Source organism: Arthrobacter globiformis (genome assembly GCF_030818015.1).
GTDB classification, from domain to species: Bacteria; Actinomycetota; Actinomycetes; order Actinomycetales; family Micrococcaceae; genus Arthrobacter; species Arthrobacter globiformis_C.
In genome coordinates, this window is sequence record NZ_JAUSZX010000001.1 from 4370698 (window position 1) to 4394144 (window position 23447).

The 23447-nt window shown below is 66.3% G+C and carries 26 protein-coding genes; 14 read left to right on the top strand and 12 right to left on the bottom strand.

Features of this window, described 5'->3' with window-relative positions; genetic code table 11:
* The first annotated feature begins 2 nt into the window (after positions 1 to 2).
* From aceB to QFZ23_RS20460, 5 genes are all read left to right on the top strand, one after another.
* A complete protein-coding gene (gene aceB, locus QFZ23_RS20440; protein ID WP_306925780.1) occupies positions 3 to 1601 on the top strand; it encodes a malate synthase A in 1599 nt (532 codons plus the stop codon).
* A gap of 3 nt (positions 1602 to 1604) precedes the next feature.
* Positions 1605 to 2879 (top strand): DUF6986 family protein, encoded by a 1275-nt coding sequence (locus QFZ23_RS20445; protein WP_306925782.1) that lies wholly within the window; start codon positions 1605 to 1607, stop codon positions 2877 to 2879.
* A gap of 11 nt (positions 2880 to 2890) precedes the next feature.
* Positions 2891 to 3703 (top strand): bifunctional allantoicase/(S)-ureidoglycine aminohydrolase, encoded by an 813-nt coding sequence (locus QFZ23_RS20450; protein ID WP_306925783.1) that lies wholly within the window; start codon positions 2891 to 2893, stop codon positions 3701 to 3703.
* A gap of 190 nt (positions 3704 to 3893) precedes the next feature.
* Positions 3894 to 4250: a VOC family protein gene (locus QFZ23_RS20455; protein ID WP_306925784.1), complete on the top strand. Its 357-nt coding sequence runs from the start codon at positions 3894 to 3896 to the stop codon at positions 4248 to 4250.
* 17 nt (positions 4251 to 4267) lie between these two features.
* Positions 4268 to 5077 (top strand): SDR family oxidoreductase, encoded by an 810-nt coding sequence (locus QFZ23_RS20460; RefSeq protein ID WP_306925786.1) that lies wholly within the window; start codon positions 4268 to 4270, stop codon positions 5075 to 5077.
* A gap of 117 nt (positions 5078 to 5194) precedes the next feature.
* Here QFZ23_RS20460 and QFZ23_RS20465 read toward each other — a convergent pair whose 3' ends face one another.
* On the bottom strand, positions 5195 to 6370 hold the full coding sequence (locus QFZ23_RS20465; protein ID WP_306926955.1) for a zinc-dependent alcohol dehydrogenase: 1176 nt from the start codon (positions 6368 to 6370) through the stop codon (positions 5195 to 5197).
* Positions 6371 to 6565: 195 nt separating this feature from the next.
* Here QFZ23_RS20465 and QFZ23_RS20470 point away from each other — a divergent pair, with 195 nt between their 5' ends.
* A complete protein-coding gene (locus QFZ23_RS20470; RefSeq protein ID WP_306925788.1) occupies positions 6566 to 6838 on the top strand; it encodes a hypothetical protein in 273 nt (90 codons plus the stop codon).
* A gap of 47 nt (positions 6839 to 6885) precedes the next feature.
* Here the strand turns inward: QFZ23_RS20470 and QFZ23_RS20475 are convergent, their stop codons facing one another.
* The 3 genes from QFZ23_RS20475 to QFZ23_RS20485 form a co-directional block, all read right to left on the bottom strand.
* Positions 6886 to 7599, bottom strand: a complete 714-nt coding sequence (locus tag QFZ23_RS20475) for an HAD family hydrolase (RefSeq protein WP_306926956.1) — start codon at positions 7597 to 7599, stop codon at positions 6886 to 6888.
* Positions 7600 to 7615: 16 nt separating this feature from the next.
* A complete protein-coding gene (locus QFZ23_RS20480; RefSeq protein WP_306925790.1) occupies positions 7616 to 7951 on the bottom strand; it encodes a YegP family protein in 336 nt (111 codons plus the stop codon).
* A 119-nt stretch (positions 7952 to 8070) separates the two neighbouring features.
* Positions 8071 to 9876: a glycoside hydrolase family 15 protein gene (locus tag QFZ23_RS20485; protein ID WP_306925793.1), complete on the bottom strand. Its 1806-nt coding sequence runs from the start codon at positions 9874 to 9876 to the stop codon at positions 8071 to 8073.
* A gap of 136 nt (positions 9877 to 10012) precedes the next feature.
* On the opposite strand from QFZ23_RS20485, the gene QFZ23_RS20490 reads away from it, so the two are divergent.
* From QFZ23_RS20490 to QFZ23_RS20500, 3 genes are read left to right on the top strand one after another with little or no spacing between them, the layout of a single operon-like run.
* On the top strand, positions 10013 to 10747 hold the full coding sequence (locus QFZ23_RS20490) for a GAF and ANTAR domain-containing protein (protein WP_306925795.1): 735 nt from the start codon (positions 10013 to 10015) through the stop codon (positions 10745 to 10747).
* A 10-nt stretch (positions 10748 to 10757) separates the two neighbouring features.
* Positions 10758 to 11495, top strand: a complete 738-nt coding sequence (locus tag QFZ23_RS20495) for a DUF72 domain-containing protein (RefSeq protein ID WP_306925797.1) — start codon at positions 10758 to 10760, stop codon at positions 11493 to 11495.
* 52 nt (positions 11496 to 11547) lie between these two features.
* A complete protein-coding gene (locus QFZ23_RS20500) occupies positions 11548 to 12621 on the top strand; it encodes an App1 family protein (RefSeq protein WP_306925799.1) in 1074 nt (357 codons plus the stop codon).
* Between the two features lie 14 nt (positions 12622 to 12635).
* Here the strand turns inward: QFZ23_RS20500 and QFZ23_RS20505 are convergent, their stop codons facing one another.
* Both QFZ23_RS20505 and QFZ23_RS20510 read right to left on the bottom strand, forming a co-directional pair.
* On the bottom strand, positions 12636 to 14189 hold the full coding sequence (locus tag QFZ23_RS20505) for a glycoside hydrolase family 1 protein (protein WP_306925801.1): 1554 nt from the start codon (positions 14187 to 14189) through the stop codon (positions 12636 to 12638).
* 66 nt (positions 14190 to 14255) lie between these two features.
* Positions 14256 to 14648, bottom strand: coding sequence for a VOC family protein (locus QFZ23_RS20510; RefSeq protein ID WP_306925803.1), 393 nt, complete (start codon positions 14646 to 14648; stop codon positions 14256 to 14258).
* A 219-nt stretch (positions 14649 to 14867) separates the two neighbouring features.
* Here QFZ23_RS20510 and QFZ23_RS20515 point away from each other — a divergent pair, with 219 nt between their 5' ends.
* Entirely contained in the window at positions 14868 to 16364 is a 1497-nt protein-coding gene (locus tag QFZ23_RS20515; protein ID WP_306925805.1) for an AAA family ATPase, read from the top strand.
* A gap of 14 nt (positions 16365 to 16378) precedes the next feature.
* Here the strand turns inward: QFZ23_RS20515 and QFZ23_RS20520 are convergent, their stop codons facing one another.
* From QFZ23_RS20520 to QFZ23_RS20535, 4 genes are all read right to left on the bottom strand, one after another.
* A complete protein-coding gene (locus QFZ23_RS20520) occupies positions 16379 to 16768 on the bottom strand; it encodes a hypothetical protein (RefSeq protein WP_306925807.1) in 390 nt (129 codons plus the stop codon).
* A gap of 253 nt (positions 16769 to 17021) precedes the next feature.
* Positions 17022 to 17444: an Hsp20/alpha crystallin family protein gene (locus QFZ23_RS20525; protein WP_306926957.1), complete on the bottom strand. Its 423-nt coding sequence runs from the start codon at positions 17442 to 17444 to the stop codon at positions 17022 to 17024.
* 137 nt (positions 17445 to 17581) lie between these two features.
* A complete protein-coding gene (locus tag QFZ23_RS20530) occupies positions 17582 to 17887 on the bottom strand; it encodes an MmcQ/YjbR family DNA-binding protein (RefSeq protein ID WP_306925809.1) in 306 nt (101 codons plus the stop codon).
* Between the two features lie 4 nt (positions 17888 to 17891).
* Positions 17892 to 18668, bottom strand: coding sequence for a phosphatase PAP2 family protein (locus tag QFZ23_RS20535; RefSeq protein WP_306925812.1), 777 nt, complete (start codon positions 18666 to 18668; stop codon positions 17892 to 17894).
* A gap of 152 nt (positions 18669 to 18820) precedes the next feature.
* Here QFZ23_RS20535 and QFZ23_RS20540 point away from each other — a divergent pair, with 152 nt between their 5' ends.
* The 3 genes from QFZ23_RS20540 (at position 18821) to QFZ23_RS20550 (ending at position 20880) form a co-directional block, all read left to right on the top strand.
* A complete protein-coding gene (locus tag QFZ23_RS20540; protein ID WP_306925814.1) occupies positions 18821 to 19063 on the top strand; it encodes a hypothetical protein in 243 nt (80 codons plus the stop codon).
* 160 nt (positions 19064 to 19223) lie between these two features.
* Positions 19224 to 19421 carry a hypothetical protein gene (locus tag QFZ23_RS20545; RefSeq protein WP_306925816.1) on the top strand — a complete coding sequence of 66 codons (198 nt, stop codon included), beginning with the start codon at positions 19224 to 19226 and terminating at the stop codon, positions 19419 to 19421.
* Between the two features lie 112 nt (positions 19422 to 19533).
* Positions 19534 to 20880, top strand: a complete 1347-nt coding sequence (locus tag QFZ23_RS20550) for an alkaline phosphatase D family protein (protein WP_306925818.1) — start codon at positions 19534 to 19536, stop codon at positions 20878 to 20880.
* 84 nt (positions 20881 to 20964) lie between these two features.
* Here the strand turns inward: QFZ23_RS20550 and QFZ23_RS20555 are convergent, their stop codons facing one another.
* A complete protein-coding gene (locus QFZ23_RS20555) occupies positions 20965 to 21837 on the bottom strand; it encodes an NAD-dependent epimerase/dehydratase family protein (RefSeq protein WP_306925820.1) in 873 nt (290 codons plus the stop codon).
* Positions 21838 to 22124: 287 nt separating this feature from the next.
* Here QFZ23_RS20555 and QFZ23_RS20560 point away from each other — a divergent pair, with 287 nt between their 5' ends.
* A complete protein-coding gene (locus tag QFZ23_RS20560) occupies positions 22125 to 22868 on the top strand; it encodes a GAF and ANTAR domain-containing protein (protein ID WP_306925822.1) in 744 nt (247 codons plus the stop codon).
* Between the two features lie 9 nt (positions 22869 to 22877).
* Here the strand turns inward: QFZ23_RS20560 and QFZ23_RS20565 are convergent, their stop codons facing one another.
* A complete protein-coding gene (locus tag QFZ23_RS20565; protein ID WP_306925823.1) occupies positions 22878 to 23369 on the bottom strand; it encodes an Hsp20/alpha crystallin family protein in 492 nt (163 codons plus the stop codon).
* Positions 23370 to 23447: the final 78 nt, after the last annotated feature.

Genomic DNA, 23447 nt, shown 5'->3' on the forward strand with positions numbered 1-23447 from the left:
CAATGGCTATCACAGTCACAGACCCCCGGCCGATCGAGCGCGCGGAGGAGATTCTCACCCCGAAGGCCCTCGCGTTCGTGGAGGAGCTCCACAAGCGCTTCGCCGGCAGGCGCGGGGAGCTGCTCGCGGCCCGCAAGGCCAAGCGTGAGCAGGTGGCCCGGACCGGCAGCCTGGATTTCCTGCCGGAGACGAAGAGCGTGCGCGACGGCGACTGGAAGGTTGCGCCGGCACCGGCGGCACTGCAGGACCGCCGGGTTGAGATGACCGGGCCGGCTTCGCCGGCCAAGATGGCCATCAACGCCCTGAACTCCGGCGCCAGGGTGTGGCTCGCAGACCTTGAGGACGCCAGCACGCCAACGTGGGGCAACGTCATCGACGCCATCCTCAACCTCCGCGATGCCGCCACGGGAACGCTGAGCTACACCTCCCCCGAGGGCAAGGAATACCGGCTCCGCACCGACGCCCCGTTGGCCGTCGTCGTGGCCCGCCCCCGCGGCTGGCACATGGAGGAGCGGCACCTGCTGCTCGACGGCGAACCCGCCGTCGGCGCGCTGGTGGACTTCGGCCTGCACTTCTTCCATATCGCCAAGCAGCTGGTGCTCAACGGCCACGGCCCGTACTACTACCTGCCGAAGATGGAGAGCCACCTCGAGGCACGGCTGTGGAACGACGTGTTTGTCTTCGCCCAGGACTTCCTCGGCCTCGGCCAGGGCACCATCCGCGCCACCGTCCTGATCGAAACCATCCCCGCCGCGTTCGAGATGGACGAGATCCTCTACGAGCTGCGCGACCACGCCTCGGGCCTGAACGCCGGCCGCTGGGACTACCTGTTCAGCATCATCAAGTACTTCCGTGACGCCGGTGCCAGCTTCGTCCTGCCGGACCGCGCCACCGTGGCCATGACCGCGCCGTTCATGCGGGCCTACACGGAACTGTTGGTGAAGACCTGCCACCACCGGGGCGCCTTCGCGATGGGCGGCATGGCTGCGGTCATCCCCAACCGGCGTGAACCCGAGGTGACCGCGCAGGCCTTCGAGAAGGTCCGCGCGGACAAGACCCGCGAGGCGAACGACGGCTTCGATGGCTCGTGGGTGGCCCACCCGGACCTCGTGCCCGTGTGCCAGGAGGTCTTCGATTCCGTGCTCGGCGACCGGCCCAACCAGCTGGACAAGCAGCGCCCGGAGGTCTCGGTAACGGCCGGCCAGCTGCTGGACATCGCCTCCGCGGAAGGCCAGGTCACGGAAGCCGGCCTGCGCCTGAACCTCTATGTTGCGGTGGCCTACACCGCCGTCTGGATCTCCGGCAATGGCGCGGTGGCCATCCACAACCTGATGGAGGACGCCGCCACGGCGGAAATCTCCCGTTCGCAGGTCTGGCAGCAGATCCGCAACGAGGTGGTCCTCGCGGACACCGGCAACAAGGTCACCCGCGAACTGGTCACCCGGATCCTGGCCGAGGAAACCGAAAAGCTGCGCGGCGAGGTGGGCGAGGAAGCGTTCGCCCGCTACTACCAGCCCGCCAGCACCCTGATCGGCGAGATCTGCCTGTCCGAGGACTACACGGACTTCCTCACTACCCCCGCCTACGAACTGGTGGGCTGAGGCATGGCGGTACCCGAAACATCGCTGACCGCGGCGGACCTGGCCCGGATCGACGGGCAGTTGGCGGACACCGACCGGCTGCTCGAGCAGAACTACCCGGGCGACGACTGTTCCCGCCAGCCCGTCCACACCGTGTACGTTCCTGCTGACCGTTTCACGCCATCGCTTGCCGCCGACTGGGGAACCCAGGCGCTGGCGACGGCGGCCGCCCACGGCGGGCTGGCCCGGCTCGGTTCGCTGCTGGGCCAGGACGCCGACCTCGCCGAGGCAGTCGCCTCCCGGGTGGAGACGAAACTGGGCAGCGAGCCGATCGAGGACCTCCGGCTCGACTTCGAGGACGGGTTCGGGGACAGGGGCGACGACGCCGAGGACGACGCCGCGGTAGCCGCGGCGTCCGCCGTGGCCGCCGCAGTTTCGGCCGGCTCCGCGCCGCCGTTCATCGGGATCCGGTTCAAGTGCTTCGAGGCCTCCACCCGGGCCCGCGGGCTGCGCACCCTCGACCTGTTCGTCTCCGGCTTGGCCGCGGCCGGCGAACTGCCGGAGGGCCTGGTCCTGACCCTGCCCAAGGTCACCACCGTGGCGCAGGTTCAGGCCATGGACTACGCGGTCTCCCGCCTTGAGGAGATCCACTCGCTCCCGGCCGGCCGGCTCCGGTTCGAGGTGCAGGTGGAGACGCCGCAGCTCATCCTCGGCCCGGAGGGAACGTCCCCGGTGGCACAGCTGCCGCACGCCGTTCCGGGACGGATCAGCGGGCTGCACTACGGCACCTACGACTATTCCGCTTCCCTGCAGATCTCGGCGGAATACCAGTCGATGGAACACCCAGTGGCCGACTTCGCCAAGGAGGTCATGCAGCTGGCCGTGGCAGGTACCGGCATCCGGCTGTCCGACGGGTCCACCAACATCATTCCCGTGGGCGACAACGTGGAAAACGCCTGGCAGCTGCACGGCCGCCTGGTGCGCCGTTCCCTGGAGCGCGGTTTCTACCAGGGCTGGGACCTGCACCCGGCCCAGCTGCCCAGCCGCTTCGCGGCGACGTATGCCTTCTACCGCCAGGGCCTGACGGCCGCGGCGGCCCGGCTGCGGAACTACGTGGAGCAAACGGAAGGCGGCGTCATGGATGAGCCGGCCACGGCCCGCGCGCTTGCGGCGTTCGTGCTGCGCGGCGTCCAGTGCGGCGCGGTGGGTGCCGACGAGGTGCTGGCGCTTGCCGGCGTCGGACTCCCCCAACTCACCGGCCTGGCCCACCCAAGGCTGGCCCACACCACTTCGAAGTAAAGGATCCACAGATGGGCAAGTACTACTACCCCCAGGGCGGCCTGCCGCCGCAGACCCACCTCACCACGGAACGGGCCATCGTCACGGAGGCCTACACCGTGATCCCCAAGGGCGTCATGACCGACATCGTGACCAGCAACCTGCCTGGTTTCGCCAAGACGCGCTCCTGGATCATTGCCCGTCCGATCTCCGGCTTCGCCACCACGTTCTCGCAGCTGATCGTTGAGATCGGCCCGGGAGGCGGGGCGCCCAAGGCCGAATTCGAGGCGGGCGTTGAAGGCGTCGTCTTCGTCACCAAGGGCAAGGTCAACCTGACCCTCGACGGCGAACTGCACCACCTTGAGGAGGGCGGCTACGCCTACCTGGCTGCCGGTTCCACCTGGGGACTGGAAAACGTCTCGGACGACATCGTTTCCTTCCACTGGATCCGCAAGGCTTACGAGCGGCTCGAGGGTTACGAGGCCAAGTCCTTCGTCACCAGTGACGCGGAAGTCGAAGCCGGCGCGATGCCCGACACCGACGGCGTCTGGAAGACCACGCGCTTCGCGGATCCCAACGACCTGGCGCACGACATGCACGTGAACATCGTGACGTTCCAGCCCGGCGGTGTGATCCCGTTCCCGGAAACCCATGTCATGGAACACGGCCTGTACGTCCTGGAGGGCAAGGCCATGTACCTGCTCAACAACGACTGGGTGGAGGTGGAGGCAGGCGACTTCATGTGGCTGCGCGCCTTCTGCCCGCAGGCCTGCTACGCCGGCGGCCCGGGACAGTTCCGCTACCTGCTGTACAAGGACGTCAACCGCCAGATCCGCCTGACGTAGTCCCGCCGCGAGGATCACCGCGGACCCACTGCCGCCGAATCGCCGGAAGCCTGCACCAGGCTTCCGGCGATTCCCGCCTTTGGGGCCCGAAGGGCTGATCGTCGAAGTGGCACAGCCCTGCGGACCGCATCAGACGCTTAAGCCACCCCAACCCCTTGCATCACAACTGGCCGCGCGGAAGCATGAAGGCATGCTGACGATCGGAACGACTGTCCTTGGCGTCAACGACGTCGCCCGCGCCACCGCCTTCTGGTGCGACGCCCTCGGCTATATACCGCGGGACGACGGTGATGAAACGTGGGTGGTGCTCGTCCCGCAAAAAGGCGACGGCGCCCGCCTCGCCCTCATGCTCAGTGAGACCCCGGTGCAATCCCATCCGCGCCTCCACCTTGATCTCTACGCCGATGACCAGGCCGCCGAGGTGGAGCGCCTCGTCGAGCTCGGTGCCGCCCGCGTGGACTGGGATTCGTATCCGGACGACCCGGACTTCATCGTGCTCGAAGACCCGGACGGAAACCGCTTCTGCGTTGTGGATGCGGCGGCCTGACACTGAAAGGACGCACCATGGAATTCTCGCCCGATTTCTCGCCCCGCACCGCCATCGTCACCGGCAGCGATTCCGGGATCGGCCGCGCCACTGCGGTGGCCCTTGCCCAGGCCGGGCTGGACGTCGGCATCACCTGGCACTCGGACAAGGAAGGCGCCGAACGGACGGCGGAGGAGGTCCGGGCAGCGGGCCGGAACTCGGTGGTCCGGCAGCTCGATACCACCGACCTCCTGACCTGCGCCGGAGTCATCGACGCCCTCGCGGAGGAGTTGGGCGGCGTGGACGTGTTCGTCAACAACTCCGGCACCGGCGACGGCACCAAGTTCCTCGAGCTGAACTATGAAACCTGGGCGAAAACCCTGGACACCAACCTCAACGGAGCCTTCCTGTGCATCCAATCGGCCGCCCGCCGCATGGTCGACGCCGGGCGCGGCGGACGCATCATCGCCGTCACCAGCGTCCACGAAACTCAGCCGCGGGTCGGTTCGTCTGCCTACGATGCCTCGAAGCACGGGCTGGGCGGACTCATCAAGACCATCGCGCTGGAGCTGGCGACCTACGGCATCACGGCCAACTCCGTGGCACCGGGCGAAATCGCGACGCCGATGACGGGCCAGACCGACGAGGACCCTCGGACCAAGGACCGGCCCGGCGTTCCCCTCGGCCGGCCCGGCGATGCCCGGGAGGTGGCAGCCGTCATCGCGTTCCTCGCCTCTCCGGCGTCCAGCTATGTCACCGGAGCGTCATGGGCGGTCGACGGCGGCATGCTGCAGATGGGGCCCCAGGCCGGCTCCCACATCACCGGCCACGAGTGGCGCGAGGGCTGAGCGGGCCTGCCGGCGGCGAGCCACCAGACGGGCCCCGGCACGGAAAGCGGCTGGCGGGCTTTGCCCGCCAGCCGCCGTCCCGGACCCCGCTGCTAAAGTCCGGTGTCCAATGACCCCTCAGGGTCTGAGGACAACTTTGATGCAGCCGTCCTCTTTCTTCTGGAACTTTTCATAGAGTTTCGGCGCCTCGGCCAGCCCCGCAGTATGGGTGACCAGATCCATCACTCCCAGCGGATCGGCGTCGTCCTCCACCAGCGGAAGCAGTTCATCCGTCCACCGGCGGACGTTGCACTGGCCCATCCGCAGCTGGATCTGCTTGTCGAACATGGTGAGCAGCGGCATGGGGCTGGCCGTGCCGCCGTAGACACCGCTCAGGGAAACCGTGCCCCCGCGCCGGACCGAGTCGATGGCCGCGTGAACTACAGCCAGCCGGTCCACGCCGGCGGTTTCCATGGCCTTCTGCGCCACCTTGTCGGGAAGGAGGCGCAGCGCCTGGTGGGCGAATCCCGCCACCGGTGATCCGTGCGCTTCCATCCCGACGGCGTCAACCACGGCGTCCGGTCCCCGGCCGCCGGTCATCTCCCGCAGTTGGTCCGCGATGCCCTTGGCATAATCCAGGACCTCGACGCCGTGGCGCGCCGCCATCTCGCGGCGCTCCGGGACCGGATCAACACCGATGACCCGCTGGCCGAGGTAGGTGCCCACCCGGGAGGCGAACTGCCCCACCGGCCCCAGCCCGAAGACTGCCAGCGTTCCGCCGGCCGGAGAGTCGGCGTATTTCACGGCCTGCCAGGCGGTGGGAAGGATGTCCGAGAGGAACAGGTAGCGCTCGTCCGGAAGCTCCTGCCCCACCTTGATGGGGCCGTAGTCCGCGAACGGCACCCGCAGGTACTCCGCCTGGCCGCCGGGGATCGAGCCGTACAGCTCCGAGTAGCCGTAGAGTGCGGCGCCGGAGTTCTTTTCCCGGACCTGGCTGGTTTCGCACTGCGACTGCAGGCCCTGCGAGCACATGTAGCAGTGGCCGCAGGAAATGTTGAAGGGAATGACCACGCGGTCCCCCTTGGCCAGGTTGGTGACGGCGCTCCCCACTTCCTCGACAATGCCCATCGGTTCGTGGCCCAGCACGTCGTCCTTGTGCATGTAGGGGCCAAGCACCTCGTACAGGTGGAGGTCCGAGCCGCAGATCGCGGATGACGTGATCCTCACGATCGCATCCGCGGGCTCCTGGATGACGGGATCCGGTACTTCCTTTACGCTCACCGAGCGCTTGCCTTGCCAAGTCAGTGCCTTCAATGCAGTGCCTTCCTGTAGCTGCACGTCGCGTTCCTTCGACGGTAACGTGCTCAGGTCCGCATGTGAAGGTCAGTATGCTTATCAATTTTTTGGGATTCAAAACCGAAAAGTAAGCATCCTTGCTTTTTCACTTGTTTCGGCCGAAGAACGCTCTTAGCGTAGGAACTGTTCTTGCCCCCTAGGAAAGGCGCCATCATGTCGCTCTACCAGCCCGAACCGGTGGAAATCTCCACGCGCCTGCGCCCAGGCGAATGGACGGAGGCCAGCCTCGAGGAACTGGTGACCACCTACCGCGCAAAGATCCTCGCCATGGGGGCGGCGGTTTCGGAGGTGATCACCGAGGTGGTCAGGAACGACGACGGCTCTGTGGCGGTTGCGGTGTCGTGGAACAAGGGGGCCTACGCCGACGAGCCCGAGGGCGGCGGGTTCACGAACAGCGAATCCAGGGCGGACACGGCCGGGGCCTGACTCCGGGCCAGGATCCGGGGCGAATCCGCGCCGGGCCACCGGGAAGCCTAGCCGGCGAGCAGCTTTCCGATCGCGCTGCTTCCCAGGTCGTCCAGCAGCTCCCGCGGACCCTCGTAGACCTCGACGGCCCCCACGTCGCGCAATTCCGCCTCGCTGGTGCCGCCGCAGGTCAGGGCGATCGTAGGGATGCCGAGCTTGCTGGCCGCCATGACATCCCACACCGCATCCCCCACATAGACAGCCCCCGAAGCCTCAAGCCCAACAACCTCCAGCGCCGCCACCAGGATGTCCGGCTCAGGCTTGCTGTTCTCCGCATCATTGGAGCTCGTGGCGGCATCAATGAAGTCATCCGCCGAGAGGGCGGACCGCAACGCCTCGAGATCCTGCTGCCTCGCGGACGAGGCAAGAGCCACCGCCAGGCCGCTCTGGCTACACTTGGCCAGCAGGTCCCGGGCCCCGTCGAAGGCACGGAGCGACGGCCAGTACGTGCCGAAAACCCCGGAATGGGCGGACAGGATCGCCTCGTCCACCTCCCTGTCCCGGGGGTCCGGCAGCAAGCTGTCCACCAGGCGCGCCCCGCCCATCCCCACGCAACGGTGGATCCGGGCCATGGGCACATCGAAACCGGACTGGCGGAACGCCTGCCACCAGGCGAGGGTATGGATGTAGGCGGAGTCGATGAGCGTCCCGTCAACATCGAACAGGACACCCTTCTCCCTGCGCCGCCCCGCTGGCAACTGACCCTCCGACTCCCCATCCACCGACTTATCCACCGACTTATCCACCGACACCCGCGCCAACCTCGGCCGGCTGCGGAGCAGGCACCCGCTGCCGGGCACTCTTCGGTGAGCCGTAGCCGGCGCCAACAGTGGACTTCACCGCCTGACGCGCGGGCCTGGCATGGCGCTTTTGCGCGGGCCGCTTTACTGCGTCCTTGCTGCAGTCACGGATCAGGCCGGTACCGGCAATCTCCCGGGCCTGGGCGACTCCGGCAACCGCTGCACGCTTCGTCGGGAAGGTGACGGACAACGCCATCAGCGCCCCCGTCCCGTCCAGCAGCCGGATCCTGTAACCGCCATCGGGAGCGTCCACCAACTCGAAATATCCAGCCATTTTGCCCTCCTCCTTCTTCACCCTTAGGTGAGGTGTTTAGTAAGTATACTTACTTACGCACCGAAGGTGAGAGGTGTCACCCAAATTCCGGTTCGAACAAGGCCGACGCTGCACGCACCTCAGGTGGTACCGGCCTTTGACGCGAGCGGCTTGTCGCTTCGATGGGGCCGGCGCTCACTTAGTTCCAGGGCGCTGGTCACCAATGCGAAATGGCTGAACGCCTGCGGGGTGTTCCCCAGGTGCCGTCCACTTTGGACGCCCCACTCCTCACTCAGCAGGCCGACGTCGTTACGCAGCGACAGCAACCGCTCAAACAGTTCCGTGGCCTCCCTGCGCCGGCCCGCCCCAAGCAGCGCCTCGACGAGCCAGAAGGAGCAGGCGAGGAAAACCCCCTCACCCCCCGGCAGTCCGTCGTCGCTTTCCTCGGGCCGGTAACGGAGCACAAAGCCGTCCTCAGTCAGTTCGCGCTGGATGGCCTCGATGGTGCCGATCACCCGGGGGTCGTCGGGCGGGAGGAAGCCCACGCGGGGAATGAGAAGCAGGCTGGCATCGAGTTCGGGCCGGCCGTAGCTCTGCGTGAAGGTGTTCCGGCTGGCGTCGAAGCCGTTCTCCATGACCTCGGCGTGGATGGTGTCACGGAGCGCCTCCCAGCGGTCCGCGGGACCGGGAAGCCTTGAATCCCGGACCCCTTTGACCATCCGGTCCGCTGCCACCCACGCCATCACTTTGGAATGGGTGAAATGGCGCCGCGGGCCGCGCATCTCCCACAGCCCGTTGTCCGGCTGGTCCCAGGCGCCTTCAAGGTATTCCATCAGCGCCACCTGGACGTCCCAGGCTTCATCGGTGTGCTTCAGCAGCGAGTTGCGGGTCAGGGCAAGGCAGTCCAGCACCTCACCCCACACATCCAGCTGCAGCTGGCCGGCAGCCGCGTTGCCCACCCTGACCGGCCTCGAATTCTCATAGCCGGCCAGCCAGGGCAGTTCCAGTTCCGGCAGCCTGCGTTCGCCGTGGATTCCGTACATGATCTGCAGGTCGGCCGGATCCCCCGCCACGGCCCGCAGCAACCAGTCGCGCCAGGCTGCTGCCTCGGAGGTGTAGCCGGCGGCCAGCAGCGCCTGGAGCGTCAGGGTGGCATCGCGGAGCCAGCAGAAGCGGTAGTCCCAGTTCCGCGGCCCGCCCAACTGCTCCGGCAGCGACGTGGTCACGGCCGCAACGATCCCTCCGGTGGGCGCGTAGGTTAGGGCTTTGAGCGTGATCAGCGAGCGCTGCACGGCGTCCTTGTACGGACCGGATACCTTGCACTTATCCGTCCATTCCCGCCAGAACCGTTCGGTGGAGTCCAGGACTTCCTCGGCGTCCACGGACCGGGGCCGCCGGACATGGCTGGGCGCCCAGGTCAGCACGAACGGCACCCGTTCGCCGGCTTTAACGGTGAAGTCGCTGACGGTGCGCATGCGTTCGCCGCGCAGCGGGGCGGTGGTCACCAGGTAGGCAGAATCAGGTCCCGCGATCGCGTGGAGACCGTGGCTGTCCCGGCGCACCCAGGGCATGATGTGGCCGTAGTCGAAGCGCATGGCCAGCTCGCTTCTCATCCGGACGTGTCCGTGCAGCCCCACCACAATCCGCACGATGTCCGCCACCTCGTCGCGGGGCGGCATGAAGTCGATAACCCGGACCGCGCCAGCGTCAGTCTCCCACTCGGTTTCCAGGATGAGGGTGTGCCGGCGGTAGCGGCGCCCCGTGCAGCCGCCTCCAGCTGCCGGGGCAAGGAGCCAGCGGCCGGCTTCGGGGGTGTCCAGGAGCGCGTTGAAGCAGGCCGGCGAATCGAACCGCGGCAGGCACAGCCAGTCAATCGACCCTTCAGTACTGACCAGGGCCGCCGTGTGCAGGTCCCCGACCACTGCATAATCCTCAATGCGTACCATGCCCTTACAGTGCCACAGCCGGACGCGCCGCACGAGGGGCCGCCGGGTGTAGCCTGATCTCAGGCGGAGCGGCCGCCGGAGCCTTGCCCAGTTACCCGGCACAGCCCGGTTTGCAAGGGCGGAAGTGGAGCTTTGAGTGGACAGTCGCCTGAACGAAGCTGACGTGGTGGGCCGCGTCCAGGATCTGTTGCTGGACACCCAGGATGTCCAGGATTTCCTTGACGAGCTGGTGCGATACTCGGCCGAGAGATTGTCCGGTCCGCGCGGCCGGATTTATTGCGGCATCACCCTTTTGCGGCACCGTTCGGCCGCCACCGTGGCCAGCAGCAGCGAGCGCGCCCAGGCAGTGGACGAACTCCAGTACCAGTTTGGCGACGGCCCCTGCCTCCGCTCCTGCAGGGAAGGCGTCCTGGTCCACGTTCCGGACTTCGCGCTCGACACCGAATTCCCGGATTACAACGACACAGTGCTGAAAAGCGGGATCCGTTCGGTTCTGGCGGTGCCGTTCGATCTGCCCGGCGCTGACGCGCGGGCAGGGCTCAACCTGTACTCCGAGAAACCGGATGTCTTTGACACCGCCGCCGTGGAGAGCGCAATCAGCTATGTCCGCCAGGCCTCCAAGGGTCTCCGGCTCGCGGTCCTGCTCGCCCAACGGAACGATAACGCCGCCAACCTGAGGCGGGCAATGGAGTCCCGGACCATCATTGACACGGCAGTCGGGATCATCATTGCTCAGAACCGCTGCAGCCAGGAGGACGCCATCAATCTCATCAAGTCTGCGTCCAGCACGCGCAACCTGAAATTGCGCGACGTCGCTGCGGCCATCGTGGAGTCTGCCGCCGGCGGCCCCGTGACAACCCACTTCGAGTGACGCACGACAGGTGATGATCCACATAGGCACGTCCGGCTGGAGCTACGACCACTGGGAAAATGTGCTGTACCCGCCCGGGCTTCCCACCCGGGACAGGCTGCAGCACTACGTGGCAAGGTTCAGCACAGTGGAGCTGAACGCCAGCTTCTACCGCTGGCCGCGGGACACCACGTTCGCCGGCTGGCGGACCAGGCTGCCTGCCGGTTTCGCCCTGTCCGTCAAAGCCCCGCGCGGCCTCACCCACGGCAAGAAGCTGTATGGTCCCGAAGTCTGGATCGAACGGATCGCGCGCTGCTGGCATGAGCTTGGCGACAAGCGCGCTGTGCTCCTGGTCCAGCTGCCTCCCGGCATGGCACGGGATGATGCCCGCCTGGACTATTTCCTCGGCGCCATGCCCGGGTGGATCCGGGTAGCCGTGGAGTTCCGGCATCCGACCTGGGAGCAGCCGGAGGTTTACAGGCTGCTGGAACGGCACCGGGCCGCGTACACCGTCATGAGCGGCGCCAATCTGCCCTGCAACCTGCAGGCCACCGCACCGTTCGTCTACGTCAGGCTGCACGGGCCCGACCATCAGCACCTGTACGGCGGCTCCTACTCGGATGAGGAACTGGGCTGGTGGGCGGACAGGATCCGGGAGTGGCGAAGTTCCGGAAGGGAAGTCTTCGCGTATTTCAACAACGACGGCGCCGGCAACGCCGTGCGTAATGCGGCCACCCTGCGGGGCATGCTGGGAGACGGCGGCGAGTAACAGAGTGCAGGCGGGCAGCCCATGGGCCGCCGCCCTGTGGCAGAGTGAAGGCATGGACATGGCGTCACAGGAATCACCGTTGTCAGGGACGAGCTTGTCAGGGACGCGCGTCTTCCGCCTGGCCCACTGGCTATCCGACTCGATCAATACGGCGCGCCTGAAACTGGCACGCCGCTGGAAGTTTGAGCCCAAGACGATTGCCTACCAGGGCTACGGATCCACCGAGTGGGTCCGTGTCCTGGGCAGGGTGGTGCTGGCCAGCAAGCCCGTGCCCGGCAGCCGCGCCGACCACGCCGCCCGGAACGGCACCGAGAATGTGCGCGGCTGGCGCGCCTTCACCAGCGTTCCCATCCCCCGTTCCGAGGTGGAGATTGAGATCGGCGGAAAGGTCACGAAGGTCAGGGCCGACCGGGGCGGGCTGGTGGACATCGACATACCGGTGACCCTCGCCCCGGGGTGGCACACCGCCATCCTCCGCTCCACGGATGCCGAACCGGCGGAAGCAAGCATTCTTGTCATTGCTCCGGATACAAAGTTTGGCATCGTTTCGGATATTGATGACACCGTCATGGTCACGGCCCTGCCCCGGCCGTTCCTGGCCCTTTGGAACACCTTTGTGCTGAGTGAGCGGGCCAGGATGGCCACCCCGGGCATGGCGGTGCTGCTCGACCGGCTCACCGTTGAACACCCCGACGCGCCGGTCATCTACCTCTCAACCGGCCCCTGGAACGCAGCGCCCACCCTCGCGCGGTTCCTGACCCGGAACATGTATCCGGCCGGCCCGCTGCTGCTGACGGACTGGGGACTGACCCAGGACCGCTGGTTCCGGAGCGGCCAGGAGCACAAGCGCCGTAACCTTGAGCGGCTCGCGGCTGAATTCCCGTACATGCGCTGGCTCCTGATTGGCGACAACGGCCAGCACGATGAACAGATCTACTCGCAGTTCACGCAGCACAACGCGGACAAGGTGGCGGCCATCGCCATCCGGCAGCTCTCTGTAAGTGAAGCCGTCTTCGCCGGCGGGCACTCTGAAGACGGGGACCACAGCGCCTCGACGGTTCCATGGATCTACTCCCCTGACGGAGCCGGCATAGCCCGCCAGCTCCGGGAGCTCGAACTGCTTTAGGTGACCGAACTGCTTTAGGTGACCGGTCCGCCGTCGGACATTCCGCCGTCTGACATCCCTACGTCTGTCAGCGCGCCGTCCGTTCCTGCTACCGCAGCCGCGACGGCGGCATCCGTGGAAGCTGCCAGCCTCCGTTCCTCCAGGAGTTCCTGGAACCAGTAGAACGAGGCCTTCGGCGTGCGCTCCAGCGTCTCGTAATTCACGTGAACCAGGCCGAACGGCTGCTTGTAGCCGCCGGACCATTCGAAGTTGTCCATCAGTGACCACACGTAGTAGCCGCGCAGGTCGACTGCCTCTGCCTCGCCGCCGGGGGCCGTGGCACGGAGGGCGGTGCCCAAGTGGTCGGAGAGGTAGCGGAGCCGCCGCTCGTCGGGGATGAAGGTCCGGTTGGTGGACTTGTCGCGGACCATGATGTCCTCGAAGCTAGCCCCGCCCTCCGTGATGATCACCGGCGGAAGGTTCGGGTACCGCTCAGCCATTTCCTTGAGCGCCACGGCCATGTATTCGGGTTTAACGGGCCACCCGTAGGCAGTCGTTTCGGTGTCCGGCCACGGCTCAATGTGAAGCGGGGCACCGGGTGTGGCGTCCTTGAGGTCATCCCCCATCGCCTCCGCCATGGCCGCCGGCACAGGGCTGTCACCGCCGCCGGCCGCCACCCGGGTGGGCATGTAGTAGTTCATGCCGTAGAAATCCAGCGGCTGGGAGATGATGGCCATGTCCTCGTCGGGGTGCTCGAAGGACGAGAAGAACTTCGCCGCCCGGATGAGGTCCGGATACTTCCCGGTGAGCACCGGGTCCGCGTAAAGCCGGTTCTGTGCCACATCCATAGCTCCCGCACTGATCCGGTCGAGGGGGTTGCCGGAGTTGGGCACCATGGGCGAGTACACGTTGGTCATGCCGATTTCGCCGGGCACCTTGGCGGCCCGGAGGGCCTGCAGCGCCAGGCCGTGTCCCAGCAGCTGGTGGTGCACGGTGGGCAGGCCGTTCGCGAAGTCCGCCTTGCCCGGTGAGTGCAGGCCCAGGGCATAGCCGTTGGTGGTGACGGTCGCGGGTTCGTTGATGGTCACCCAGCGCGCCACCCGGTCCCCGTACGCGGCCGCGGCAATGGCGGCGAAATCCCCCAGCCTGTAGGCAGTGTCCCGGTTGAGCCATCCGCCGTCCTCATCCAGGGCCAGCGGAGTGTCCCAGTGGTAGAGCGTGACCATCGGGGAAATTCCGTTGGCCAGCAGCTCATCCAGCAGTCGGTCGTAGAAATCCAGGCCGGCCCGGTTCACCGCTCCGCGACCGTCCGGCTGAATCCGCGGCCATGCCAGGGAGAACCGGTAGGAATCTATGCCCAGTTCTTTCATCAGGGCCACGTCCTGGGGCATGCGGTGGTAATGGTCGCAGGCGACGGCGGGACTGTGGCCGTCCACGATCGTCCCAGGTTTGGCGGCAAAGACATCCCAGCCCGCCGGTCCGCGGCCGTCCTCGTCGAGCGCCCCTTCAATCTGGAAAGCTGCCGTGGCGACTCCCAGGGTGAACCCCGTCGGGAGCATGGCGGCCAGTTCTTTGGCGGAAGTATGCATCGCTGGACCTCTGTGACGTTATGGACGGCTGGCGGGCCGAAAGTTCGGATTGCCGGATTCTACCGCTCAGGTCGCCGCACTGCCGGGATTGATCACGGAAATCACGTTTCCGGCCGGGTCCTTGAACCAGGCGATGTCCGGGCCCATACCGCGGGCAATCCCCTTCCCGTCGGTGGGCAAGTCGGGATCGTCATAGATCTTGGTCTGGACGCCCGCCGCGTTGAGCTCATCAACGGCCGCCTCGACGTCGTCGACCACCAGGTTCAGGACGGTGAAGGTGGCGGGCTCATGGTTGTCCTTGGGGTAGACAAAAATCCGGTGGCCCTCGGGCATGGACAGCTCCAGCGTGCCCATCGCGCCGTCGGACACGGCCAGGCCCAAAGTCTGCCCGTAAAACTCCCTGGCGCGCGCCACGTCGTCGACGCTGAAGCTGGAAAACGAACCTTTGGGCGCAAACATGGCCTTCTCCTTCGACGGCTCCATTCCTTCGGCAGCTCAGGACTTCCCTACCCTGGACTGCGGTACCTCTGAACGCGGTACCTCAGGACTTGCGGTACCTCCCAGAATGGCACAGGCCGGGGCCGCTGACGAGGGCCCCGGAACGGGTTCCTGGCGACGCACCCTCTGCCCGCCGCCGGCCGCGGAGTGGTCTTGACCGCCGCTGGTAGGGTCTGCGACATGGATGAAAAATTGGGGAAGTTCATCGACGATTTCGCGCAGCTTGTGCAGATTGCACAGTCCGGCCAGCACCGCGTCAAGGCCGGAACGCAGCTGCTGACAACAATCACCGACCATCTGGCGGTGCCGGCCGAATCACTCGCGGTGGTAGTGGAGGAGGTGCCGGCGCACCGGTTCGTGGACGCAGACATCCTAATGGCAGAACTTGCCGGCGAGGACGAGCAGTTCCGGCTGGTGGGCATCGGCGGCGGAGACCAGCGCCACCACCAGTCCCTGAGCGACATGCTGCAGCAGTCGCAGTTCTTTCCGCAGTTTCCGTTATCCCAGCCCGATTACATCAACCTTGCTGTGGGACCGGATGACCAGCGGCAGGCCGTGGCACTGGGCCTGTGGCTGTTCCGGCATGCGGGCAGCCCTGTTGCCGTCCTGCAGCGGGACGCGGCGCCGCGGTACGGGCGGCAGAGTGCGTGCCTCGAGGTCCTGGCCGCCGACGCGCAAAACGCGGCAGACTTCCTGTCCGAATTCCGCAGGCGCATGCAGCGCGGCAGCATCCTGAAGGGCCAGGTGATTTCCCTGGTCATGGGTGAGTACGGGCCCAGCAGCGGAGGCGTGACGTTCCACGCCCGGCCGGAACTCACCGCCTCCGACGTCATCCTTCCCCAGGGGCTGCTCCAGAAGGTGGCCGATCACGCACTGGGCATCGCCGCGCACCGGGAGTCGTTGAATGAATACGGCCAGCACCTGAAGCGGGGCATCCTGCTGTACGGCCGGCCGGGGACCGGCAAGACCCACACGGTGCGGTACCTGCTAAGCCAGAGTGCCGGCATCACGGCGATCCTGCTGTCCGGGGGGTCGCTGGCCAGAATCTCCGAGGCGGCCGCCATGGCCAGGGCACTTCAGCCCTCGATCGTTGTGCTGGAGGATTGCGACCTGATCGCTGAGGACCGGAGCTTCGGGCACGGACCGCAGCCGCTGCTGTTCGAGGTGCTGGATGCCATGGACGGCCTGGACCACGACGCCGACGTCGCCTTTGTCCTCACCACCAACCGCGTGGACATGCTCGAGCGGGCCCTTGCTCAGCGCCCCGGCCGGGTGGACCTGGCCGTGGACATTCCGCTGCCGGCTTTGGACGAGCGCATCGGACTCGTGACGCTGTATGCGCGCGGAATTCCCTTCAGCCCGGATGCTGTCCGCGAGGCCGCCGCACGCACCGAAGGAACAACGGCCTCGTTCGCGCGCGAACTGGTCCGCCGGGCCGTCGTTCGGGCCGCACTGGACGGCTCCCCTGTCTCGGACAGCCACCTGCTCGAGGCTGTGGAAGAACTGATGGCCGACGGCGAGACCCTCACCAGAAGCCTACTGGGCAGCGGCACCGCCGGCGGCGGGGACGGTCCGGGCGGCTTCGGCGGTCCCGGCTTCCCGGCGCATGGATTTGGCCGACCGGGCTTCTTCCCCGGGCCGGACTTTGGCAGCGTCGGCTTCTCCGGGCCGGGTTAGTCCCACCAGCAGGGTTAGTCAACCAACGGAGGCGGCCCGAAGAGGAATTCGTTGGCGTGGGACACGGCTTTGCGGAAGGCATCGTTGCGCAGGGCCACCAGGTTCTCGGAGCTGTCCTCGCCGGGCTCGAGGAACTGGGTCAGGCCCGGGCGAAGCACCCAAATGTCCCCCGCAGGCGGCAGGTAGAACACCCCGAAGGTACGGTGCTGGTGGTCGTCGTCGGACCAGATGGGCACCACGGCCAGGGCCGCACCGGTTGTGGGGTTAATCCACTGTGCGCGCGGCAGGGGCTCTTCATGGGCCTCGGGGTCCAGGAACGGCGCCGTGCCCTTGCCCCAGCGCTGCTCGAAGCGCTCGTGGAAGGCCGGGATCAGGTGTGAGTCGTAGCGGCGCCAATCGCTCATGGCTATGGTTCTCCTCTGACGTTCAGGTCGGTTTCCGGTCCCCGGTCCGCTCTCCCACCGGACGGGGGTGCCGCGCAGCGGCGGTTCCCGGTGCCTGACCACGTGGACGTGAATACCCTGTGGCTGCCTGGGCAATTCACCGGCAGCCGCGGCACGTTGAACCTGCACTGGTGGTTGCTGGCGGCCGCTGGCAGGGGCGGCCTTTGGATCCGACTGGAATCCGCAGGCCGCCCCTGCCAGCGCGGCTGCCGGGCTACGTCTCGATCTGGTGCAGCTGGCCCTTGCTTTCGATCTCGATCTTCCGTGGCTTTGCCTGCTCGGCAACCGGGATCCGCAGTGTCAGCACTCCAAGGTCGTAGCTGGCCTTGATGTTGTCCGCGTCCAGCGTGTCGCCGAGAATGAGCTGGCGGCTGAAGACGCCGCGCGGCCGCTCGGAGACCACCAGCTCCACGTTGGGCTGGGTGGCGTCCCGGCGCTCTGCCCGGACAGTGAGGACGTTCCTTTCAACGTTCAGATCCACGGCGTCGGGCGAGATCCCGGGCAGGTCAAACGCCACGACAAACTCCCCGTCTTCCTGCCATGCGTCCATCGGCATGGCCGCCGGACGGGCTGCTGTTCCGAAGACCTGCTGGGTGAGCCGGTCCAGCTCACGGAACGGGTCAGTACGGACTAGCATCATTTCCCACTCCCTTCAGCATTTAGGTTTCATCACTACCCACCACGATTTATCTATAGTGGCGGATACAGATTTTTTATAGCACCACTGACAAACTGGAGCAAGAGGAAGATCGCGAAAATCTGGACGGGGAATCACTACAGCCGGCCCCCGGCGAGCAGGAAGGAGTCCTCGAGCAGTTCGGCGAGCTGGTCGCCGTCGACCCTTGAAAGCCGGACAAGGACCAACTGGGGCGATCGTTCATGGTGCGGCGTCCAGAAGTACGTCTCCGGATCCGTTCCGGCGAGAGCCTCGCGCTCCGCGGTCTTGACCGTGAGCACGCCCGTTTCCCAGATGCGGGCCATCAGGGTTTTGGCGAACCACGCCGGCTGGTTCCAACTGGCGCGTTCGGTCACGCCTGGCAGTGCAAGGCAGATCCGGCGGACATCCGCTTCGGTGGCCATGCATTCAGTCCGGAACGTCGGCTTTGGAGAGCTCGCCGGTGACCTGTTCGCCCGGCACCCGGGCGGTGCGCCAGGTGTCCACGGCAATCACTGCGCCGAGCACCACCAGCGACAGCGACACCGACGCCACGGCGTCGCTCACCCAGTGGTAGCCCAGATAGAGCCTGCTGATGGAGGCCAGGAAAACGCCGATGACGGCGACAACAAAACTGACGACGGCGGCCTTCGGGTTCCGGTGCCGGGAAAAGACCAGGAACGTGGTCACCAGCAGGAAGTCAGACGCGCCCAGGACGTGGCCGGACGGGAAGGAAAACGTGTGGTCGGCGCCGAACAGCATGAGGTCGACCGGAGGCCGCTGCCGCTCGACGGATCTGCCGATGAGCTGCGCCAGTCCCACACCGGTGAGCATGGCCGCCGCCAGCAGAATCGGCCGCCAGGCATGCTTCGCCAGGACGCCCCACGCCACCGTGACGACTAGGACGATGATCGGCAGTCCCACGGGTCCGAAAATGACGGCGAGGACTACCATCACCACGGTCAGCGCGTCCGATCTGGTGGTCAGGAGCCATTTCTGCGCTGCGCCGTCAGCGCTGGCCAGCCCGTCATGCTGCAGGACTCCCGCGAGCGTCGCAAGGAAGATGGCTGCACCGACGAGGGCCAGCACGAGGGCCGTCACATAGAGGCCCTTCCTGGCACCGGGTTCCATGTAGCGTTCCTCGACCACAAACTTGTCATGGAAGACCCGCCACCGGCCCTGCTTGCCCGCTGTTTCTTCTGCCACGTGAAAGACCGCCTGTGCGCCGAGGAAAACTGCCTAGAAGTGAAGATTATCCCTGTTCCGCGCGGGGCGGCAGAAATCCTAAGCCCCCTTACGGATGTCCTCCCCCGCTGTTACGGTAAGACTTCCAGCCCCACGAGGTCTCAGGAGACGACATGAGCACTGAAGGAACCGGCCAGGAAGACCAGAAAAGCGGAACCTCACCGCAGACCCAAGGGGACGGCGTCCCGGACTCCGGCGCCGGCGTCGGGATGGGAGCAGGCGAGCCGAACACATTCGAACCGGAAGAGGGCACGGACAGCACGCGGACCGGAGCGCCAAGCGACGACCAGATTGCCACGGCGGAGGACACCCCGGACGTCGATGAAACACCGGTGGACACCACCGAACCCAGCTGACCTGGGTGCGGGCCGGCTGAACGCTCCGGAACGGCCCGGCAGAACATCGGGAACCGCCCGGCAGAACCGATAGACCCGTTCCGGTAGCCCTGTCCGGAATGACAGGCGCGGTGGATAATTAGTCACACATTGAAGTGGCAACGGGGCTACGGAGGCTGCCGTGAGGATCATCGGAATGCTTGTGGTCATCTGGCTCATCGTCGGCGTTTTCGCCGCGTTTCAGCGGGGCTACTTCGGCGGCTCCCCGGACTCTTGCACGGAGGCCGGAACGGTGGCGATCACCATCGCCGCCGGACCGCTGAATTACATGGGCGCCAACCCCAAGCTGACCTGCGAAGTGCCTCAGCCTTCCAAGTAAGCGCAGCCTTCCAAGTAGCGGCCCGCCGCTTCGCCGGACGGCGTGTTACCGTTCACTCGCGATTCACGCGCGCGTCCTCGACTGTCCAAGCTGCCTCGTTAGGTTCGGGGCCATGGACATCACGCGCAGAACACTCATCACCAGCAGCCTCGGGGCCGGCCTCGTTATGGCCCTGCCCGGCACCGCCGTCGCCGATCCCCGGAATGCAGAAGCGAGCCTCCCCACCGATCCGTTCACCCTCGGCGTCGCGTCCGGCGACCCCTGGCCAGACGGCTTCGTGCTCTGGACCCGGCTCGCGCTCAACCCGCTCGCGGAAGACGGGCTCGGCGGCATGCCCTCCCGAGTTGTCGCCGTGGCCTGGGAGGTTGCCGAGGACCCTGCAATGCGGAACGTGGTCCAGCGCGGCGTGGAGCAGGCCCTGCCGGAAAGCGCCCACTCCGTCCATGCGGACCTGCGCGGCCTGAAGCCGGGCCGCGAATACTTCTACCGGTTCCGCGCCGGCCGCCACATCAGCCCTGTCGGCCGCACGCTGACCAGCCCGGCCTGGTACGAGACGCCGGCCGCGCTGGCCATGTCCTTCGCCAGCTGCGCCCAGTACGAGCACGGTTTCTTCACGGCCTACCGCCGCCTCGCCGAGGACCAGCCGGACCTGGTGCTGCACCTTGGCGATTACCAGTACGAGTACAAGAAGGGCTCCTACGTGACCGGCGGCGGGAACGTCCGCGACCACGAGGGGCCGGAGACGGTGACGCTGGAGAACTACCGTCAGCGCCACGCCCAGTACAAGGCCGACGCCGACCTGCAGGCTGCGCATGCCGCCGCGCCGTGGCTGGTGGTCTGGGATGACCACGAGGTGGATAACAACTGGGCGGACGAGGTGCCGGAAAACGCGGACCCGGCCCAGCTGAACGACACTGCGGCCAACTTCAGGAAGCGCCGGGCCGCCGCGTTCCAGGCGTATTACGAGAACATGCCGCTTCGCGCGCCGTCCATGCCCGCCGGGGCGGACATGAAGATCTATCGCACGGTCCAGTGGGGCCAGCTCGCCAACTTCCACATGATGGACACGCGGCAATACCGGGACGACCAGCTGGCCGGGGACGGCTGGCGGAAGAACGTCCAAGAGCGCCTGGCGGAGAACCGGACCATCACCGGAGCCGAGCAGGAGCAGTGGCTGCTCGACGGTTTCCGCAAGTCCAAGGCGCGCTGGGACCTCCTGGGCCAGCAAGTGTTCTTCGCCGAGCGGGACCGCAATCAGGCCGCCGAAACCATGGCCTGGAACGAGCACCTGAAGTTCTACAACGACCAGCGCGGCTATGTTCGGACCACCATCACGAAGGACTCCCTGACGGCTGACTTCCGCGTGCTGGACTACGTCAACACTCCGGGTTCTCCGGTCAGTACCAAGGCGTCCTTCCGGATCGACGACGGCGTGCCCGGCCTCCAGGCCCGCGCCTAGCCCCACCACCGCCCAGCAAAGCGCGAGCGGACACTTAAGCCCCCTTCCACGGCCGCAGCCAGGGCCACAAGTGTCCGTTCCCGCTCAGTCCTCCGTGGGCGTCGTGCGGTTCGAGTGGTAGTTCCGCCAACTGTGCTCGGGCGCGTAGCCCAGGAGCCGCCTGGCCTTGTCGATGGAGAGCAGGGTCTCGTGCTCGCCCAGCTGCTTCGTGACTTCCACCCGCGGGAACACTTCCTGAGCCAAGCTGGCACTGGAACGGCTCATCACGGTGTCCTCGTTGGCAATGATGAAGGCCTCGAACCCCGGCGCCCTGTATTCCAGTGCGCGTGCCACCGCCTGGGCACCGTCCCGGGCATCGATGTAACCCCAGAGGTTCCATTTGCGCAGGGCCGCGTCCGAGTCAAAGGACGGAAACTCCTCGTAGTCCTCCGGATCCATGACGTTGGAGAAGCGGAGTCCAACGATGCTCAGCTCCGGGTCCCAGCGCGTCATCTGGATCGCCATCTGCTCCTCGAGGTGCTTCACCAGAGAGTAGGTGCTCTCCGGGCGCGCCGGATATTCCTCATCTACCGGGATGTAGGGAGGGTCGACGTCGAACGGCAGTCCCAGCACCGTCTCACTGGATGCATACACGATTTTTTTGATGCCGGCCCTGCGGGCCGCCTGGAACACGTTGTAGGTGGACAGCATGTTGTTCTCGAATGTGGCGGCGTCGGGCACCAGCCCTGGAGCGGGGATGGCACCCAGATGGACTATCGCGTCGAAGCCCTGGTGCCGGTCATCGAGACCCAGGATGACGTCGACGACCTGCCCGTAATTGCGCAGATCCACGGCGGTGAAATGCGGGCTCCGGTCACCCGTCCGGTCCAGGTTGCGAACCGAATGCCCGTCCGCCACAAGCCTGCGGACCACGTTCCGTCCGAGCTTTCCGCTGCCTCCCGTTACGGCAATTCTCACCGCGGCCTCCTCCTGTTGGTTTGGCCGCCCTGGCCAGGGCGGCCGTCCTCCGTTGGCCGCAGCGGCTCCCGCCGCCCGGCACCTTCCCCAAGCCTAGGGCCCGCCGCCGTAACCGCGGCCATGGCGCGTGCCGAACTGGTGTATATTTTCTCGGTACGGTTTAGCAGAAGGCCGATGGATTGTTGTTCGATCCGGCACCTTGCTCGCTGCTATCCGCCCCGGCCACGGGGTACCTGCGCTGCGCCCGCCGGTTCGTCTTGACCCGAGCGAAACGGTACCGAAAGATCGTGGCCAGCGAGTCGACCGCAAAACCTGAAACCTCAATCACGGAGCACCTCAACGAGCTTGTGCTCACCAGCTCCGACGTGGGCGAATTCCTCCACGAGCTCGCCCGGATCTCCGCACGCAGCCTGTCCGAACCCGGGGACGAAGTCCTCTGCGGCGTAACCCTGCTGCGGCACCGCAAGGCAGCCACCGTGGCGAGCAGCAGCCCTGAGGCGCAGGCCATGGACGAGATCCAGTACGACTTCGGCGACGGTCCCTGCATGACGGCCTCGCGCGAGCAGGTCACCATCCATATCACCGATCTCCGGAAGCACGACCGTTGGGCCAGCTACGCCCAGAAGGTGCTGGGGCAAGGAGTCCGGTCAATCCTCGCCATTCCGTTTGTGCTTGAGGGCGAGACCCGGGCCGCCCTGAACCTTTACTCACACCGGCCAGGACGTTTCGAGGGGCGGGTCCTGGAACTTGCGCAGGACTTTGTCAGCCAGACGTCGATGGCCCTGCGGCTGGCGGTGCGATTCGCCCACTACAGCGACGCGGCGGCGAACCTCAAGGCCACGCTCGAAACCCGGACGGTGATCGACGTCGCCGTCGGCGTGATCATGGCGCAGAACAGGTGCAGCCAGGAGGAAGCCTTCGAGCTGCTCAAGGCAGCGTCGAGTACGCGCAACATCAAGCTACACAGCATTGCGACGTCGATCGTTGACTCGCTTGGACAGGGCCCGGCAAAGACCCACTACGAGGGCTGAGCAGCCGGGCTAGGGGCCACCGAAACTCTGGCCTTCGGGTTCCTGCCCCGTAGTCCGTGAAGCCCCGTCGGTTCCTGCACCGGCAGCTCCAGCGCCGCGGGAGACGCGGATCTTCTGGCCGCCCGCAGCGGGCTCCTCGTTCAACGGAACGCGCACTTCCAGAACGCCGTCAGTGTACGACGCACGGATGTCCTCCTGGTTCACCGGGGCGGGGAGACTAACGGTCCGCGAAAATGTGCCAAAGCGGAATTCCGAGCGGTACCCTTCCTTGTCCTTGTGCTCCGATTTTTCTTCACGGCGGACGGTGATCTGCAGTTGACTGCCGGCCAGGGTGATGTCTACGTCATTGTCAGGATCGATACCCGGCGCTTCGGCCTTTACCACCAGTGAGCCGCCCTCACGGTATTCCTCAACCCGCAGCCAGGCGTCCAAGTCTCCCTCCAGGAAGCGGCGGAAGGGTTCCGGGATGTCGACGCCGGCACGCCTGAATATGTTGGTCATCGCTGTTACCTCCTGTCAGCTTCCGTCCCCCATTGCAGGATGCGGAGGACCGGAATGGGTCCCAACACCAACAAAGCT